The following is a 17,077-nucleotide window of genomic DNA, read 5'->3' as shown; positions in this document are numbered from 1 at the left end:
GTTATGAATTTTAATCATGCCTGAGATCAAGGATACCGCTCGCGCCACCGTTCACATCGGCTTCGACGGTCGGGTCCACAAGCACTACCGCGGCGCCCGCGCCCGGGAACGCTTTGAGACCGAAGTCGCCGTCCTGCGTCATCTTGAGCAGCGCGACTGTCCATTTGTGCCCAAACTCCTCGAGTCCGATCCAGAGGCCCTCTCGATCATCACCACCAACTGCGGCACCCGCGTCGAACACCTCAGCTCCCGCAAGCTGAAGCTGCTGTTCGGTGAACTCGAAGACTACGGCGTGCGCCATGAAGACCCTTTCTTGCGCAACGTCACCTACCGGGCGGCCGACGGTCGCTTCTGTCTGATCGATTTCGAGTTTGCCACCCTGCTCGATGATCCCTCGGTCTCCCTCAAGCCCGACCCCGATCCCGAAGACGAAGACCAAACGCCTGCCCCCGATGCCTGAAGCTGAGTCCGCGCCCCCTCCGGGTGGCCCCCCCCTCTCTCTCCACTGGTCCGGCCACTCCGACGTGGGCCGCTTCCGCAAGAACAACGAGGACACCTTCCTTGGTCTGCGTTTCAACGGCCACGATATCAACTACCTCGGCAAGGTCGGCTCCGCCTCGCTCTCCGACAACGACTTCGTCTTCGCCGTCAGCGACGGCATGGGCGGCAAAGCCGCCGGTGAATTTGCCTCCAAAATCACCATCGAGAAGACCACCCAACTCCTCCCCCGCAGCTTCCGCCACAGCGCCGCCGGCATGGCCTCCGGTTTCAACGATGTCTTGGAAGAGCTCTTCCAACGCATCCACAAAGCCCTCACCTACCTCGGGTCCGCCTACGAGGAATGCGCCGGCATGGGCGCCACCCTCAGCCTGGCTTGGTTCACTCCCGGCTGGCTCTATTTCGGCCATGTCGGCGACAGCCGCATCTATTATTTCCCCAAGATCGGGGGCATGAAACAGCTCACCCACGATCACACCCGCCCCGGCTGGCTGCGCCGCCGCGGCGAGATCAACGAGCGCGAGGCCCGCAACCATCCTGCCAAAAACTCTCTGCAACAGTCTCTCGGCAGCAGTTTCCAATTTCTCGAGCCGCAGATCGGCGCCGTCGGCTGCGACGCCGGAGATCGTTTTCTACTCTGCTCCGACGGGCTCATCGACGGCCTCTGGGATCACCGCATCGAAGACGCCGTGCGCGAGTCCCACGATCCCGAGATCGGCCGCCTCCTCGTTGAAGAAGCCGTGCGCGCCTCCGGCCGCGACAATACCACCGCGCTGGTGATCGACGTGCACGCATGACCACCTCCACCGCGCCCACCACCGCGCCCACCCGCCACCGCGTTTTCGTCTACGGCACCCTCAAACAGGGCGGCTCCAACCACGCCTTCCTCGAGGGCCAGACCTACCTCGGCGACGCCCGCACCGTGCCCGGCTACAAACTCTATCTGGTCGCCGACTACCCGGGCATGGTCCGCGACCCATCCGACCAACGCGGCGTCACCGGCGAGCTCTGGGAGGTCGACACCCCCACCCTCGCCGAGCTCGATCGTCTCGAAGGCATCGACGAAAAACTCTACCGCCGCGACCCGATCCCCTTGTTGCCGCCCCACGACACCACCCCGGTCGAAACCTACATCTATTTGCGCAACATTCGCGGCCGCCGCCCCTTCGTCGACGGTCACTGGCCGGTGCGATTTCCCGCCACCTGAGACCCATCTTTGGCTGGCTCCCCTGCCGCCCAAACTCCAGTAACTGTCCCCGTGGAGCTGCCGCCCGATTCACGCACCCTTCCCGCGCTTTACCGCATCAGTTCGCTCGCCGGTCGCAAAGACGAACCGCGCGCGATCCTGCTCGCCATTCTTAAGGCCGTCATCGAAGCCGTCGGAGCCACCTCCGGCGACATTTCCCTGCTCAATCCCGACACCGGAAAGCTGGAGATCGAGATCGCCGACGAAACCAACAGCGCCGGCTACGACGACCTTTCCCTGCGTCTCGGTCAGGGCATCACCGGCTGGGTCGCTTTCCATGGCCGCCCCCAACTCGTCCACGACGTCGGTCTGGATCCGCGCTACGTCCGCGTTCGCGACAACGTGCGCACCGAGATGGTCACTCCCATGATCGGCTCCAACGGTCAGGTGATGGGCGTCATCAATGTCGATGGCGAAGAACCGGGTTGTTTCAACGATACTGACCTCGAGCTCATGCTCATCCTCACCGAGGAAGCCACCTCGGTCATGGAGCGCCACTGGGAGCTGCAAAACCTCCGCGGCAAGGAACGCCAACTCCAGTCCCTCATCTCCATCGGTCAGACCCTCGTCACCAAACTCGAGCCCGAGGATCTCTTCAACAGCCTCACGCAGGACGCCCGCAGTATCACCGCCGCCCGTGCCTGCGCCCTCTACCTCCACGAGCCGGAAACCAGCGGCGGCGCCGCCCGCCTCGTTGCCTACGACGGCCCCACGCCCACCACCTTGCCCGAGGGCGCCCTCCCGCTCGACTCCTGCCTGGTCGCCTCCGCCATTCACACCCGCCGCGCCGTCGAATTCTCCAACGTCCAGTCCCGCGAGTTTGTCGACGTGATCGACCTGCCCCGCGAAGCCAGCCTGCGCTCCATCCTCGCCACCCCGCTCCAGATCGAGGACGAAATCATCGGCGTGCTGGCCATCTTCACCGACACCACCCACCGCTTTAACAACGACGAAAAACGCCTCGTCCGCGCCCTCGCCTCCCTCGGCGCCGTCGCCCTGCAAAACTCCCGCCTCTACGCCCGCGTTTTCCAAAGCGAAGCCACCCTGCGCAAAAACGAACAGCTCACCACCCTGGGTCTGCTCGCCGCCGAGATCGCCCACGAGATCCGCAACCCGCTCACGGTGCTCAAACTCCTCTTCAGCACCCTGCGCCTCGAATACCCCGACGACGATCCGCGCAAAACCGACGTGCGCGTCATCACCGAAAAACTCGACCAACTCGAGGCCATCGTTTCGCGCGTGCTCAACTTCGCCAAAGCCCCCTCCAGCCTGCACTCGCGCTGGAATGTCACCGACATCATCGAGGACACCCTCGTCCTCATCCGCCTCAAACTCACCCAGGGCAAAATCCACCTGCGCTTCGAGCCGCCCGACATCCCACTGGTCATCGACGTCAACAAGGGCCAGCTCCAACAGGTGCTGCTCAACCTCCTGCTCAACGCCACCCAGGTCATGCCTAACGGCGGCACCATCACCGTGAGCACCAGCGTCGAGACCCGCGCCGAGGGCGGTCGCCAGGTTTGTATCAGCGTTACGGATACCGGCCCCGGCATTCACCCGAGCATGCGCGACCGCATCTTCGACTCCTTCCTCTCCGGCCGCCCCGACGGCACCGGCCTCGGTCTCTCCATAGCCAAACGCATCCTCGTCAGCCACCACGGTGATCTCGAGCTGCGCTCCACCGGCCCCGAAGGCACCACCATGGCCCTCCTCCTCCCGCTGGCCTGACGAATCGAAAATCAAGAATCCCAAATCGAAAATCCTTCCATGCCTCCACCCACCGGTGACCCCGGCCGCCAGCTCATCCTGCTCAAGTTCGCCGTCGGCTTCCTCGTCCTCTTCGCCCTGCTCATCCTCATGCTGCCCGGCATCATTCCCAAGCCGCTGCGCATCCTCATCGCCTTCACCGATCTCGCCGCCGCCGCCGCCCTCTGGCTGCTCGGCCGCCAGAAGATAAAAGGCTGATTCGTGACCGCGCGGTTACGCCGCGGTTAAGTTAGCGTGACCACGCCGCCACCGCATTGACCCACCCATTCCGGCCTGCTCGTGCTGGGATTTCGGACAACTCCGATCCCTATCATGAGCACTTCGCGCCACCTCGCCCGCCTTGCCCTCGCGCTGACCGTCTCAACCGCCACGGTCCACGCCCAATCCGCTTCGGAGGCTCCCTCCGACGTCATCAGTCTCGAAGCCGTTGAGGTCACCTCCCAGCTCCGCGTGCAGGAGATCCAGGACGTGCCGATTCCGGTCACTGCCCTCACCGGTTCCGCCCTCGAAGCCTACGGCATCCGCCAATACAAGGACCTCGCGCCATTCGTGCCGGGCTTCATGGTGCAGGAGCAGTCGCCCAACAACCCCGGCATCAACATCCGCGGCGTCACCACCGACAGCGGCGACCCGCGCAGCGAGACCCGCGTTTCGCTCTTCCAAGACGGCGTCTCCATCAGCCGTTCCCGTGGCAGCGTCGTTGAACTCTTCGACATGGAACGCGTCGAGGTGCTCAAAGGACCGCAGGGCACCCTCTTCGGCCGCGGCGCCGAAATCGGCGCAGTGTCCCTCATCCAGCGCAAAGCCCAGAACACGACCGCCGCCCGCCTCACCGCCGGCTTTGGCAACTTCAACCGCACCGAGATCGAGGGCATGGTCAACGCCCCCATCGTCGCCGACCAACTTTTCGGTCGCGTCGCCTTCACCGCCGTCCAACACGATGGCACCATCGACAACGTCGCCGACGGTTCCACCCTCAACGGCAAAGACACCCAGGCCGTGCGCGCGTCCCTCCGCTGGCAGCCGCAGCCCACCACCACCGTCGACCTCATCCTCAACTACCAGGTCGACACCCCGCCTGGCACCTCCTTCAAGAGCGGCACCATCGCGCCTCCCGGCGGCGATACCTCCCCCTACACCTTCGCGGCCCTCAACCGCGGCCGCGACCTCTACATCGATCGCAGCGTCTGGGGCGCCACCCTCCTGATCGACCACGAACTCGCCGGCGCCTGGTCGCTTTCCTCCATCACCGGTTGGCGCAAGTTCGACTCCTTTGAGCAGTTCGACGCCGACGGTTCCTTCGTGCCCCTCCTCGAGTTCGCCGAAGACGCCACCGGCGATCAGTTCAGCCAGGAGTTCCGCCTCAACTACAAAAACGGCGGCCCCTTCGTCGGCTTCATTGGCGCCGGCTACTTCCACGAGACCGGTTCCCAAGTCGTGCCCTTCTACGGCAACGAGCAACAGATCTGGCCCTTCCTCTCCGGCAACTTCCGCGACGGCATCATCGCCGCCGGAGTCCCCGCCGCCCTCGCCAACGCCGCCATCCCTGCAGTCAATCCCTTCGCCCCCGTCAGCGCTTACCCGGCCTCCATGGCCCTCTTCGCCAACCCGGCCCTGCCGCCGTCCCTGCAAGGCCTCGCCTTCCTCGCCGGCGTCCCGCTCAAAGGCTCCCACGTCGAGGAATACGCCAACCACGGTGAGACGACCGCCTGGGATCTCTTCGCCGATGGCACCTACCAACTCACCGATCGCCTCGAACTCACCGGCGGCGTGCGCTTCACCGCCGAGGACATCACCTCCGGCTACGAGGCCAGCCGCCTGAGCTCCACCCCCTCCACCGTGGGCTTCATCCTCGGCGGCGGCGAAAATATCGTCTTCACCCCGACCAACGGCGTGCTCGAAGCCAGCGACGACTCCACCGGTTGGGTTGGCCGCGTCAGCGCCCGCTACAGCCTCAACGACCTCACCAGCGCCTACGCCTCCGTCTCCCGCGGCCGCCGCCCCAACGCCATCACCATCGACGCGACCGGCACGCCGAACTACCTGAAAGAGGAAATCGTCTGGAACTACGAGGTCGGCGTGAAGGGCGTCTCCGCCAACCGCCGCATCAACTGGAGCGCCGCGGCCTTCACCTACAATTACAACAACTTCCAGACCACCATCGCCGATCCCAGCACGCCCGGCCGCTTCATCGCGACCGACGCCGGCAACGCCACCGGCACCGGCTTCGAAGCCACCTTCCAAGGCGCGGTGACCGACACGATCACCCTCTTCGCCAGCTACGGCTACACCGACGCCACCTTTGACGAGACCGGCGACAACGGCCAGCCGCAGGAATTTGCCGGCTACAGCTTCCGTCTCACCGCCCGCAATACCGCGGCCCTCGGCGCCACCCTCAATTTCCCGCTCGGCAACAACGGCAACCTCTGGCTCACCCCGGTCGTGCAATACAAGTCGAAGCACTACTTCGACGACAACAACGCCATGTTCGGCGGCATCCTCAGCGAGGACGGCTACACCTTGCTCAACCTGCGCGCCGGCTGGCGCTCGCCCAACGGCCGCTGGGAAATCGGCGCCTGGGCGCAGAACCTGACCGACGAGGACTACCTCATCGACGCGGGCAACACCGGCGGCTCCTTCGGGATTCCGACCTTCATCGCCGGCTCCCCGCGCCTGTGGGGCCTCAACGCGACCTTCAACTACTGACCCGCCCGCCGCTGTGCTTCGTCGCCACTTCCTCCAACGCTTCCTCCAGGGCGCGGGCTGCTTCGCCGTCTCCGCCGCCCTGCCCTTTCGCTCCCAACTCTGGGCCGCCACCAGCGCGCAGCCCGGCGCGTTTCACTTCCCGCAGGGCCTCGCCTCCGGTGACCCGACCCCGTCCAGCGTGATGCTTTGGACGCGCGTCGAACCTCTCACCGGTCCAACCGCCGAACCCATCGCGCTCGTGCTGCAGGTCGCAACCGACACCGAGTTCCGCCAGGTCGTCGCCGAGCGCACCGTCATGGCCACCGCCGCCAGCGACCACACCGTGCGCGTCTACGTGGAGGAGCTGTCGCCCGACACGATCTACTATTACCGCTTCCGCGCCGGTGCCGACGTCACCCACCTGCTCGGTCGCACCCGCACCGCCCCGGCCCCCGACAGCGACCGCGCCATCAACCTCGCCTTCGCTTCCTGCCAGAGCTACGAGGGCGGGTATTACCACGCGTGGCGCACCCTCGTGAACGAGGACCTCGCCGCTCCGGCCGACCACCAACTCGACTTCGTCCTCCACCTCGGTGACTTCATTTACGAGGCCCTCGGCTACGGTGGCGCTCGCCAGATCGACGGTCTGCCCAGCGGCGGCGGCACGCCCCCCGAATGGGCCGGCGGCGTCTACGCGCTCACCCTCGAAGACTACCGCTTCCTCTACAAAACCTACCTCGCCGATCCCGACCTCCAGGCCGCCCGCGCTCGCTGGCCCTTCATCAACACCTGGGACGACCACGAGTTCTCCGACGACTGCTGGCAATCGGTCTCCACCTACACCGCCCAGCCTCTCGCCGAGCAGCGCCGCAAGGTCGCCGCCAATCAGGCTTGGTTCGAGTTCATCCCCGCCGTCCTCTCCGATCTGCCCGCCTCCACCATCGTGCCCAACGCCGCCCGCGACTTCACCTTCGCCGCCGTCGAGGACGCGCCCTTGGCCGGCACCGTCGATGCGCACGGCCTGGACACCGAGCCCAACAACCTGCGCGCCATCGACACCCTGTCGATCTACCGCTCCTTCCGCTACGGCCGCCACGTTGAACTTGTCGTCACCGACACCCGTTCCCACCGCTCCGAACACCCGGTGCCCGGCGAGCTCAATCAGCAGATCTCCGGCTCCGCCCGCTACGTCACCCCGTGGGAACTCATCAAAATTTTCGACGCCGGCCGCACCTTCAACGGCGGTCAGCCGCCCGCCGAAATCCCGCTCGGCGACAAGACCATCCCCAACGTCCGCCGCGACCGTCCCGCCGGCACCATGCTCGGTGCCGAGCAAAAGGACTGGTTCAAAAACGTGCTCCGCGAAACCGATGCCACCTGGAAACTCTGGGGCAACTCCCTGCCCCTCCAGCCCCTGCGTCTCGATTTCCATCACCTCGATCCAGCCAAAGGCGCCGAACTCGCCTTCACCACCGATTGCTGGGACGGCTACCCGTCCGAGCGCGCCGAGCTCCTCGGTTTCGTCGACGATCACGGCATCAACAATTTTGTGTCCCTCACCGGTGATCATCACTGCCACTTTGCCGGCGCGGTTGCCCCTGATTTCGACGCCGATTCGCCGCGTTGGGTTGGCGCTGAGTTCGCCGTCGCCGGCATCAGTTCCCAGAGCCTGTTCGAGGGGGTGCTCTCCTACACCAAACCCGACAACCCGCTGCGCCCCCTGACGGCCTTCGAGCTCGGCAACGCCCTGGCCGCCAACCTCAACACCAGTTTCCTCTGGGGCACCAAGGCCGCCATGACCGCCGCCAAAACCGGCGGCGACCTCACCGCCGCCGCCGCCGCGCGCAACCCGCGCCAAAACCGTCACCTCGCCTACTGCGACACCCACAGCTACGGCGTCGCCCGGGCCCGTGTCACCGCCGATCGGATACAGGTCGAACACCTCGCCATCGTGCCACCGCTCACGCCCCGTGGCGATGTCGGGGCCGAGCTGCAACGCCGCGTCCACTTCGAGCTGCCCGCCTGGGCACCTGGTGACCCGGCCCCCAAACTCGCCTCGCCGCAGTTTGAGGGCGAAAAGCCCTTCCCGCTCACTTGATTCCGATGACCCTCGCCGCCCTCGCCTCCACGGTGCTAGCCTGCGCCCTCATGACCACCGCAGCCGCCGCGTCTTCCCCCCTCGTGATTGCCCACCGCGGCGCGAGTGGCGTGCTGCCGGAACACACCCTACCCGCCGCCGCCTTCGCCTACGCGCAGGGGGCCGACTACATCGAGCAGGACCTCGTCATGTCGCGCGACGATGTGCTCGTCGTGCTTCACGACATCCACCTCGACACCACCACCGATGTCGCCACGCGCTACCCCTCCCGCCACCGCGAGGACGGCCGCTTCTACGCCATCGATTTTGATTGGGCCGAGCTGCAAACCCTCACCGTGCGCGAACGCTTCGATCCCCGCACCGGCGAAGCCGTGTTCCCGCAGCGTTTCCCGAGCGGCGATGGCCCGTTCCGCCTCTGCCGCATGGAGGATCAAATTCAACTGATCCAGGGCCTCAACCACAGCACCGGCCGCACCGTCGGCCTGTATCCGGAAATCAAGGACCCCGCCTGGCACCACAGCGAGGGCAAGGACCCCGGCACCGCCCTCATCGCCCTGCTCGCCCACTACGGCTACGACTCCGCCGACGACCCGGTCTTCGTCCAGTGCTTCGATCCCGCCGAGCTCAAGCGCCTCCGCCGCGAGACCGGCACCACCCTGCCCTTCATTCAGCTCACCGGCGGCGACTTGCCGCTGACCGACGCCAACCTCACCGACTTCGCCACCTACGCCCAAGGCATCGGACCACACCTCGGTCAGATCCTCCGGGCCGACGGCCAACCGCAACCGGCCGTCGCCGCCGCCCACGCCCGCGGTCTGTTGATCCATCCCTACACCGTGCGCGCCGACGCCCTGCCGCCCGGCGTGCCGCACATCGACGTGCTCCTCGATCTGCTCCTGCACCAAGCGAAGGTCGATGGCGTCTTCACCGATCACGCCGCCGCCACCATTGCCTTTCTGCGCCGGTAGCGCCTGACTCGCGCGCATGCCCCCGCGCCGCGAACCAACCGCCAAACGCCTCAACCGGCACCTCTGGGTGGTCGAGCCCTTGGAGGAGGATCCCACCTTCCTGCTCAAGTCCATGTTCGGTGGCAAAGCCGCCTACCTGCACGGCAAGTTTGTGCTCTTCCTCGCCGACCGCGAAGAGCCATGGCGCGGCGTGCTCGTGCCGACCGAGCGGGAACACCAAGCCTCGCTCATCGAGGACTGCCCCGCGCTCGCCCCGCACCCCATCCTGCCCAAGTGGCTCTTCCTTCCCGAGGAATCCGATAGCTTTGAAACCGACGCCCGCTGGCTGGTCCGCCGTGCCCAAGCCCGCGACGAGCGCGTCGGCATCATCGCCCCCTCCACGCTCAGGAAGCGCCCCGCCAAAAGGAAGTAGGCAAAAAGAAAAGCGCCACGGTAGTGGCGCTCATCCGTGTCCATCCGTGGTTCAACACCCTACTCCTCCAGCTCCACGTTCCAATAGGCCAGATCGAGGAAGTCCTTCCACCGCTCGCGCTGTTTGTTGTCCAGCACCAGCGAGATGACCGGACGCCACTTGGGCCGCACCGGCTTGCGGATGAGCCGCATGTGCGCCTGGTGCGGCAGGCGGTTGGCCTTGCGCGAATTGCAGCGGATGCAGGAGCACACGATGTTCTCCCACGTCGTTTTGCCGCCGCGGTCGCGCGGGATCACGTGGTCGAGATTCAGGTCCTCCCGGTCAAACACCTGCCCGCAATACTGGCAGGTATCCTTGTCGCGCTGGAACACGTTGCTGCGAGTGAGTTTGATCTCCTTGCGCGGCAACTTGTCGAAGACGGTGAGCAGGATCACCCGCGGCAACCGCACCACCGTGCTGGGCGTGTGCACCGCGTCCAGTTCGTCGAGGGGCGGGTTGTGGACCGAGAAGTCCATCCAATCCATAAAAGAGAAGACGCGAAAATCCTCAGTGGCGTGGTGCACCACCTGAGCATGCCCTCTCGCTAGCAGACCAAAGGCTCGTTTGGCGCCGATGACATTCACCGCCTGCCAGAGGCGGTTCAACACCAACACGGGTTGTTCTAGAACAGCATCCATGTCGGGTCCCCGGAGTATTGAGCGTTTGGAGACGTGTCAAGAAACACGCCGTAACGACCCGGTTACGACCGACAAATCATCATGCGAAAGTCCTCGCCACCCCGTGTAGGGCCGCCGCTTGCGGCGCGCCGCAGGCTGACGGCCCTCCCCCAACAGCCGACGGCATGCCGCAAGCGGCAGCCCTACAAAACCCAGCACCCAGCCTACTCCGCGTCCTGCGCCGGGATCGGCTGCAACACCTGCCCCTTCATCCGCACGCCGGCCATTTTCTGCAGCACCGTGTCGACCGCGTCATTCGCCACGTCGACCAGCGAGTGCCGCTGCTTGATGTCGATCGCGCCGACCACGTTGATCGGCAGGCGCGTCACGCCCCCGATCTTGCCCACCAGGTCACCCGGCTGCACCAGGTTCTTTCGGCCCACGTTGAAGAACAGCGTCGTGAAACCCGACTCGCGTCCGGTGCGACCCGGCCGATCGAAACTCGGCTTTTCATGGCGATCGCCACCGCGACCTCCACCGCGCTCAAAACGCTCGCCGCCGCGGTCGCCTCCCCGACCACTGCCACCGCCACCACCGCGCTCCTCGCGACCGAAGCCCGCCGCGTGCTCCACCTCTTGGCGCTTCTCGTCGTTGTGCGCGGTCATCTGGTGGATGAGCGCCGAGGCGATGTCGGTGCTGGCGTAACCTTGGTCAAGCAGGCGGTCGATAAGGCGATCGTATTTGCGATACTTTCCTTCCTCCAAGGTGCCGCGCAGCTTCTCGAAGAACGCGTTCTCGCGCGCCTCTTCCACCTGATCGAGCGACGGCAGATTCTCGCGCCGGATCTTCAGGTTGCCGTAGCGCATCATGCCTTGGAGTTTGTAGACCTCGCGGCCGCTCACGAAGGTGAAGGCCATGCCCGACTTACCGGCGCGGCCGGTGCGGCCCACGCGGTGCGTGTAGTCCTCGGCATCGTTCGGCAGGTCGTAGTTGAAGACCACTTCGAGGTCATCGACGTCCAAACCACGCGCCGCCACATCCGTCGCCACGAGGAACTCAAAGCCGCGCTTCTTGAACTTCTCCGTCACGCGATTGCGCTGCGCCTGCGTGATGTCACCGTGCAGGCGATCCGTTTGATAACCGCGCGCGTGCAGGTGCTCGTCGAGCTCGTCGACCATGATCTTGGTCGAACAGAAAATGATGCCGTGCCGGAAATCGTGCAGGTCGATCAAACGCGTCAGCGCCTCGATCTTCGAACGGCGGTTCACTTCAAAATAGATCTGTTCCACCCGCGGCGCATTCTGCGCCTTGGCCGCGATCTTCACCGACTCCGGGTTGTTGGTGTAGCGGTTGATTAGCCCACGAATCTGCGGCGGCAACGTGGCCGAGAAGAACAACGACTGCCGCTCCGGCGGCGTGGCCGACAACACCTGCTCGATGTCGTCGCGGAAACCCATGTCGAGCATGCGGTCGCACTCGTCGAGGATCACCATCTTCAGGCTGTCCAACGACAAGGTGCCGCGCTCCATGTGGTCCATCACGCGGCCCGGCGTGCCGATCACGATCTGGGCGCCCGCCTTCAGCGCGCGGTATTGGCGCTCGTAACTTTGCCCACCGTAAATCGGCACCTCCATCACGCCGCGCTTGCCGCTGGCGAGCTTGGCCACCTCTTCCGCCACCTGCACCGCCAGCTCACGCGTTGGGCACAGGATGAGCACCTGCACGCGCTTCAGTTTCGGGTCCACCCGCTCGATCGCTGGGATCGCAAACGCCGCCGTCTTGCCCGACCCGGTCGCCGACTGGCCCACCACATCGCGGCCTTCCAGCAGCAGCGGAATGACCGCGGTTTGAATCGGAGACGCCTCTTCAAAACCCATGCGATCGACGGCTTTGAGCACTTCGTCGCTGAGTCCGAGTTCGGCAAATTTACGTTTTTCCATTCCCCGCCCTACCGAGCCGTCCCGCCACATGCGATCAGAATTCCCCAGCCTCATCTTTTAAAAACACCAAGATCGCAAAGGTAGCGAAGCGCCGTCCCTGTCCGCCATAGCTCGTAGAGCGACGGAGGATGCGTTCTCTTTGCGATCTTTGCGTTAAAAACCGCTCTGCCTCTTCGAGTTCGCCCTGACCGCTGACAGCTGATGGCTGATCGCTCCCCCCATAATTCCCTCGCCTTCCCCGCAAAACCCGTCGCCCTCGCCCCATGCCATTCAAACAACTCGGTCTTCAATCCAACCTCGTCGAGGGCGTCCTCGCCATGGGTTACGGCGATCCCACGCCCATCCAGCTGCGCGCCATTCCGATCGTGCTGGAGGGCCGTGACCTCATCGGCTCCGCCCAAACCGGCACCGGCAAAACCGCCGCCTTCGCCCTGCCCGTGCTCCAGCGCCTCGACCGCCACCGCAGCCGCGGCCCGCGCGTCCTCGTGCTCGAGCCCACTCGCGAACTCGCCGCCCAGGTCGAAACCTCTTTCCGCGATCTCGGCCGCTTCACCGACCTCACCGCCACCGTGCTCCACGGCGGCGTCGGCTACGGCAAACAACGCCAGGCCCTGCGCCAGGGCACCGATATCGTCATCGCCACCACCGGCCGCCTCATGGACTTCGTGCAGGAGAAGGCCATCGATCTGAGCGGCATCGAGGTGCTCATCCTTGACGAGGTCGACCGCATGCTCGACATGGGCTTCATCCGCGACGTCCGACGCATCGTCGAGCTCTGCCCCAAGTCCCGCCAGACCCTCTTCTTCTCCGCCACCGTCCCGCCGGAAATCGAGGAGGTCGCCCGCTTCGCCCTCAACAACCCCGAGCGCGTCGTCATCGGCCGCACCCGCTCCGTCAACGACTCCGTCAAACACGCCATCTTCCCCGTCGCCTACGAGCAAAAGTTCGAACTGCTCTACGCCCTGCTCGAACGCGAGGACTACCAAAGCGTCATCATCTTCTCGCGCACGAAACACGGCGCCGACCGCATCGCCCGCAAACTCAAATCGTCCCCGCACTCCGTCGCCGTCCTTCACGCCAACCGCTCGCAAAACCAACGCACCGCCGCGCTCGAGGGCTTCAAGAACGGACGTTACGAGGTGATGGTCGCCACCGACATCGCCGCCCGCGGCATCGACGTTTCCGGCGTGTCCCATGTCATCAACTATGACGTGCCCGAAAACCCCGAGGACTACGTGCATCGCATCGGCCGCACCGGCCGAGCCATGACCGTCGGCGACGCCTACATGCTCGCCTGCCCCGACGAACAGGGCGACGTCCACGACATCGAACGTTTCATCGGCGCCCGCATCCCGCAGCTCACGCTCGAGGGCTTCGACTACATCGGCGGCCAACAACCCACCCTCGACACCTCCCGCCCGTTCAAGAACCCGCGCCGCTCCAAAGGCGGCGGCGGCGGTGGTGGTGGCGGCAACCGCCAACAGCGCCCGCAACAAAACCGTCCCCAAGGCGGCCGCGGCCAGCAAGGCGGCGGCGGAAAGTCGTCGCCCTCTCGTCCGAAATCCAAATCCTCCGGACCCAAACCCGCCGGCGCGCCCTCCCCCTCAGGCCAACCCGCCAACCCGCGCCGCCGCTCCCGCCTCCGCCGCTAACCCCGCGACCAGCACCCAGTCACCAGCCACCCAGCTCCCAGCTCCCAGCGACCAGCACCCATCCACCAGCCACCCAGAACCATGTCCGCCTTTCAGGATCTCGGCCTCAACCCCGACCTCCTCGCTGCCGTCGAGCGGGCCGGCTACACCACGCCCACCCCCGTTCAGGCCCGCGCCATCCCGGTCGTGCTCGAAGGGCGCAACCTCGTAGCCTCCGCCCAAACCGGCACCGGCAAAACCGCCGCCTTCGTGTTGCCCATCCTGCAACGTCTGCGTCGCCATCGCCCCGGCGCCGCGCCCCGCGCCCTCATCCTCGAGCCGACCCGCGAGCTCGCCGTGCAGGTCGAGGAGGTCATCCAGGATCTCGGCCGCGACCACGACCTCACCGCCACCGTGCTCCACGGCGGCGTCGGTCTGGGTCGCCAACGCGACGCCCTCGCCGCCGGTTCGGACATCGTCATCTCCACCACCGGCCGCCTGCTCGATCTGCTCGAACGCAAGCTCATCGACCTCTCCGGCATCGAGGTCCTCGTGCTCGATGAAGTCGATCGCATGCTGGACATGGGTTTCATCCCCGACATCAAAACCATCGTCCCGCACTGCCCGCGCCGCCGCCAGACGCTCTTCTTTTCCGCCACACTGCCCAAGGCCATCGAGCGCGTCGCCAAGTTTGCCGTGCACAACCCGGCCCGCATCGTCGTCGGCCGCGATCAAGTCGTCACCAACACCGTCAGCCACTCGCTCTTCCCGGTATTGCCCGACCAGAAGTTCGACCTGCTCCTCGCCCTCCTCGGGCGCATCGACTACGAAAGCGCGCTCATCTTCACCCGCACCAAACAAGGGGCCAACGAGGTCGTGCGCCAACTCAAGGCGACCAAACTCAAAGTCACCGTGCTACACTCCGACCGTTCCCAGGGACAGCGCAACACCTCCCTGCGCGGCTTCAAAGACGGCACCTACCCGCTGCTCGTGGCGACCGACATCGCCGCCCGCGGACTCGATATCTCCGGCGTGTCCCACGTCATCAACTACGACGTGCCAAACAACTCGCAGGACTACGTGCACCGCATCGGTCGCACCGGCCGCGCCATGAATGAGGGCGACGCCTTCACCCTCGCCACCCCCGCCGACCGCGGCGCCGTCCACGAGATCGAACGCTTCATCGGCGAACGCATCCAGCAGATCAGCCTGCCCGGCTTCACCTACCAAGGCGGCGGTCCACCCCGCGTCGACACCCGCGTCCCGGTCCGCAAACCCAGCCGCAAACCCGCGCCCAAAAAAGCCGCGCCGCCGGCGCCCCGCAAAGGCAAAGCCCCGCCCCCCAAGCCCAAAGCCAAAGGACGCACGGCAAAGCCCACCCGCCGCCGCCGTTAGGATTCAAGCTCGGTGCCCGAAACTACCGTGTAGGCTGCGAGCTTGCTCGCGCTCCCCTGCCCCTCCGTCCTGCCCCCTGCCACTCACCGCGCCCCCGCCGGCGCCTCCTCCCGCGTCAACGCCGTCACGCCGTCACCGAAATTCGGATACGCCGCCGTCAGCTCCGCCCGCTCGCCGAGCTCAAAATCGCCCCAATCAAACTCCGGCGCGAGCACACACGACACCAGCGCCCAGCGCCCCCCCGGCACCAACCGCGTGCCCTGCCACACGCCGGCCAATACCACGTCCTGCGGCCGTTCGCCCGCCGCGAAATTGGCGCCCAGCCGCACCCATTCGCCGCTGCCATCCGCGTGCAGCCGCAGCGACTCCAGCGGATCTCCGGCGTGCCAGCACCAGATCTCGTCGTTGCTCAAACGGTGCATCGCCGAAAACCCCTCCGGCGTGAACAGCGCATAGATGACCGAATAGGCCCGCCGCGCTTCGTCCCCATCGCCGTCGCCTCCTCCAATCTGCTCCGCCGGCTTCACCCACAGGCCCGCTTCGGCGGTGCGGCGGAAATACCCGCCCTCCTGATCCAGCGGCTGCAGCCCCAGTGCGGTGATGATACTCTCGGCAGACGTTTCAGCGGATGACGGCATGATCTCCTCTGTCTGCCACGCGCGACCGGCATGGCAACCCGCGACCGCCCCACAATCCGTCCCACCCCGTTTGACAAGACGCACTCCTCTCGCGTCCTTCCGGCCACTGCCATGAAAACCTCCTCCCTTCGTCGTTTCCTTTCTGCCGCCTTCGCCACTATCAGCGCCGGAGCCGTCTCGATATCGGCCCAAGGCGGCCCGCCCCTCGCCGCCGGTGATCAGGAATGGCAACTCCTCACCTCGGGCATTTTCCGCAGCAGCTCCGACGTCGACGCCGGCGGTGACGTCTCCAGCAACGACTATCGCATTCAGCTCGGCGGCCGTTACGGCCTCGAGGGCGGCCGCACCCTCGGCGCCAGCCTCGAGTATCAACTTTTCGACTACGACTTCAGCACGCCCGGCGGCTGGTCTGAAATCGAGCGCCTCGATCTGGGCCTCAGCTACTCCCATCCGCTTTCCCGCACGTCGTCCCTCTTCGCCTCGCCCTCCGTCGGTTTCGCCGCCGAGTCCGGTGGCCTCGACAGCGACAGCCTCACCTACGGCGGCATCTTCGGCTACTCCCGCCAAGTCGACTCCACCCTCACCCTCGGCATCGGTGCCGGCGTCTTCTTCGGTCTCGAAGACACCAGCGGTTTTCCCGTCGTGCTCGTGCGCTGGCAGATCAACGACGACTGGCGCCTCGGCAATCCCTTCCGCCCCGGCCCCGCCGGTCCCGCCGGCCTCGAGCTCGTTTACACCGGATTCGAATCCTGGGAACTGGGCTTCGGCGCCAGCTACCGCTCCGAACGCTTCAAACTCGACGACGGCAATCCCGCCACGGCCAGCTATGGCGAGGACAAGGGCGTCGCCACCTTCCTCCGCGCCTCCCGCCCGCTCGGTCCGGGCAGCCACCTCAATCTCTACCTCGGCACCATCGTCGGCGGCGAGCTGACTTGGGACGACGCCAGCGGCCACACCCTCGCCCGCAGCGACTACGATCCGTCCTTCCTCGCCGCCCTCGCCTTCACGGCGAGCTTCTGAGCTCCCGACCGGCGCGTGGCCCCGTGCGGTGCCGCGCCGCGTCGCGCTTTGACGTTGAGCTTCGCTCGGATCTGAGGAAGAAACGCGCCCGCTGGCCGCAACCCTCCACTCCTGCTGATTCGT

At 65.9% G+C, this 17,077-nt stretch carries 15 protein-coding genes; 12 read left to right on the top strand and 3 right to left on the bottom strand.

The genetic code is table 11. The features are described 5' to 3' along the window. The first annotated feature begins 16 nt into the window (after positions 1 to 16). The 9 genes from K1X11_RS21940 to K1X11_RS21900 all read left to right on the top strand — a co-directional run bounded on the left by K1X11_RS21940 (position 17) and on the right by K1X11_RS21900 (position 9,674). Entirely contained in the window at positions 17 to 460 is a 444-nt protein-coding gene (locus K1X11_RS21940) for a BUD32 family EKC/KEOPS complex subunit (protein WP_221030350.1), read from the top strand. After that, entirely contained in the window at positions 453 to 1,295 is an 843-nt protein-coding gene (locus K1X11_RS21935; RefSeq protein WP_221030351.1) for a PP2C family protein-serine/threonine phosphatase, read from the top strand. The genes K1X11_RS21940 and K1X11_RS21935 overlap by 8 nt, the downstream gene beginning before the upstream one ends. Continuing rightward, entirely contained in the window at positions 1,292 to 1,705 is a 414-nt protein-coding gene (locus tag K1X11_RS21930; RefSeq protein ID WP_221030352.1) for a gamma-glutamylcyclotransferase family protein, read from the top strand. The genes K1X11_RS21935 and K1X11_RS21930 overlap by 4 nt, the downstream gene beginning before the upstream one ends. Before the next feature lie 51 nt (positions 1,706 to 1,756). Beyond that, positions 1,757 to 3,472 (top strand): GAF domain-containing protein, encoded by a 1,716-nt coding sequence (locus K1X11_RS21925; protein ID WP_221030353.1) that lies wholly within the window; start codon positions 1,757 to 1,759, stop codon positions 3,470 to 3,472. 39 nt (positions 3,473 to 3,511) lie between these two features. Then, positions 3,512 to 3,709, top strand: coding sequence for a hypothetical protein (locus K1X11_RS21920; RefSeq protein ID WP_221030354.1), 198 nt, complete (start codon positions 3,512 to 3,514; stop codon positions 3,707 to 3,709). Between the two features lie 114 nt (positions 3,710 to 3,823). Next, on the top strand, positions 3,824 to 6,217 hold the full coding sequence (locus K1X11_RS21915) for a TonB-dependent receptor (RefSeq protein WP_221030355.1): 2,394 nt from the start codon (positions 3,824 to 3,826) through the stop codon (positions 6,215 to 6,217). A gap of 13 nt (positions 6,218 to 6,230) precedes the next feature. Then, positions 6,231 to 8,294 carry an alkaline phosphatase D family protein gene (locus K1X11_RS21910; protein ID WP_221030356.1) on the top strand — a complete coding sequence of 688 codons (2,064 nt, stop codon included), beginning with the start codon at positions 6,231 to 6,233 and terminating at the stop codon, positions 8,292 to 8,294. 5 nt (positions 8,295 to 8,299) lie between these two features. Then, the gene (gene glpQ, locus K1X11_RS21905; protein ID WP_221030357.1) at positions 8,300 to 9,262 is read left to right on the top strand and encodes a glycerophosphodiester phosphodiesterase; all 963 of its coding nucleotides are present in this window, start codon (positions 8,300 to 8,302) and stop codon (positions 9,260 to 9,262) included. A 16-nt stretch (positions 9,263 to 9,278) separates the two neighbouring features. Continuing rightward, positions 9,279 to 9,674 carry a hypothetical protein gene (locus tag K1X11_RS21900; RefSeq protein ID WP_221030358.1) on the top strand — a complete coding sequence of 132 codons (396 nt, stop codon included), beginning with the start codon at positions 9,279 to 9,281 and terminating at the stop codon, positions 9,672 to 9,674. 59 nt (positions 9,675 to 9,733) lie between these two features. Here K1X11_RS21900 and K1X11_RS21895 read toward each other — a convergent pair whose 3' ends face one another. Beyond that, positions 9,734 to 10,351, bottom strand: coding sequence for an HNH endonuclease (locus tag K1X11_RS21895; RefSeq protein WP_221030359.1), 618 nt, complete (start codon positions 10,349 to 10,351; stop codon positions 9,734 to 9,736). 203 nt (positions 10,352 to 10,554) lie between these two features. Further along, positions 10,555 to 12,270, bottom strand: coding sequence for a DEAD/DEAH box helicase (locus K1X11_RS21890; RefSeq protein WP_221030360.1), 1,716 nt, complete (start codon positions 12,268 to 12,270; stop codon positions 10,555 to 10,557). A gap of 263 nt (positions 12,271 to 12,533) precedes the next feature. On the opposite strand from K1X11_RS21890, the gene K1X11_RS21885 reads away from it, so the two are divergent. Together K1X11_RS21885 and K1X11_RS21880 are read left to right on the top strand one after the other, a co-directional pair. Beyond that, entirely contained in the window at positions 12,534 to 13,922 is a 1,389-nt protein-coding gene (locus K1X11_RS21885; protein ID WP_221030361.1) for a DEAD/DEAH box helicase, read from the top strand. Between the two features lie 81 nt (positions 13,923 to 14,003). Then, complete coding sequence (locus tag K1X11_RS21880) at positions 14,004 to 15,296, top strand: DEAD/DEAH box helicase (protein ID WP_221030362.1); 1,293 nt, start codon at positions 14,004 to 14,006, stop codon at positions 15,294 to 15,296. Positions 15,297 to 15,379: 83 nt separating this feature from the next. Here K1X11_RS21880 and K1X11_RS21875 read toward each other — a convergent pair whose 3' ends face one another. Continuing rightward, on the bottom strand, positions 15,380 to 15,934 hold the full coding sequence (locus K1X11_RS21875; RefSeq protein ID WP_221030363.1) for a cupin domain-containing protein: 555 nt from the start codon (positions 15,932 to 15,934) through the stop codon (positions 15,380 to 15,382). A gap of 111 nt (positions 15,935 to 16,045) precedes the next feature. Between K1X11_RS21875 and K1X11_RS21870 the strand changes: the two genes are divergently transcribed. Further along, on the top strand, positions 16,046 to 16,954 hold the full coding sequence (locus tag K1X11_RS21870) for a DUF6268 family outer membrane beta-barrel protein (protein ID WP_221030364.1): 909 nt from the start codon (positions 16,046 to 16,048) through the stop codon (positions 16,952 to 16,954). Positions 16,955 to 17,077 lie beyond the last annotated feature (123 nt).

It is taken from the genome of Actomonas aquatica (assembly GCF_019679435.2).
In the GTDB taxonomy this organism is placed as follows: Bacteria; Verrucomicrobiota; Verrucomicrobiia; order Opitutales; family Opitutaceae; genus Actomonas; species Actomonas aquatica.
This window is presented reverse-complemented; position numbering and strand designations above follow the sequence as displayed.

What these genes read in the sequence shown, in the direction of transcription:
- K1X11_RS21915 (WP_221030355.1), top strand. Translation starts at nt 3,824, where the DNA reads ATGAGCACTTCGCGCCACCTCGCCCGCCTTGCCCTCGCGCTGACCGTC.
- K1X11_RS21875 (WP_221030363.1), bottom strand. Translation starts at nt 15,934, where the DNA reads ATGCCGTCATCCGCTGAAACGTCTGCCGAGAGTATCATCACCGCACTG.
- K1X11_RS21890 (WP_221030360.1), bottom strand. Translation starts at nt 12,270, where the DNA reads ATGGAAAAACGTAAATTTGCCGAACTCGGACTCAGCGACGAAGTGCTC.
- K1X11_RS21930 (WP_221030352.1), top strand. Translation starts at nt 1,292, where the DNA reads ATGACCACCTCCACCGCGCCCACCACCGCGCCCACCCGCCACCGCGTT.
- K1X11_RS21940 (WP_221030350.1), top strand. Translation starts at nt 17, where the DNA reads ATGCCTGAGATCAAGGATACCGCTCGCGCCACCGTTCACATCGGCTTC.
- K1X11_RS21935 (WP_221030351.1), top strand. Translation starts at nt 453, where the DNA reads ATGCCTGAAGCTGAGTCCGCGCCCCCTCCGGGTGGCCCCCCCCTCTCT.
- K1X11_RS21880 (WP_221030362.1), top strand. Translation starts at nt 14,004, where the DNA reads ATGTCCGCCTTTCAGGATCTCGGCCTCAACCCCGACCTCCTCGCTGCC.
- K1X11_RS21870 (WP_221030364.1), top strand. Translation starts at nt 16,046, where the DNA reads ATGAAAACCTCCTCCCTTCGTCGTTTCCTTTCTGCCGCCTTCGCCACT.
- glpQ (WP_221030357.1), top strand. Translation starts at nt 8,300, where the DNA reads ATGACCCTCGCCGCCCTCGCCTCCACGGTGCTAGCCTGCGCCCTCATG.
- K1X11_RS21900 (WP_221030358.1), top strand. Translation starts at nt 9,279, where the DNA reads ATGCCCCCGCGCCGCGAACCAACCGCCAAACGCCTCAACCGGCACCTC.
- K1X11_RS21920 (WP_221030354.1), top strand. Translation starts at nt 3,512, where the DNA reads ATGCCTCCACCCACCGGTGACCCCGGCCGCCAGCTCATCCTGCTCAAG.
- K1X11_RS21885 (WP_221030361.1), top strand. Translation starts at nt 12,534, where the DNA reads ATGCCATTCAAACAACTCGGTCTTCAATCCAACCTCGTCGAGGGCGTC.
- K1X11_RS21895 (WP_221030359.1), bottom strand. Translation starts at nt 10,351, where the DNA reads ATGGATGCTGTTCTAGAACAACCCGTGTTGGTGTTGAACCGCCTCTGG.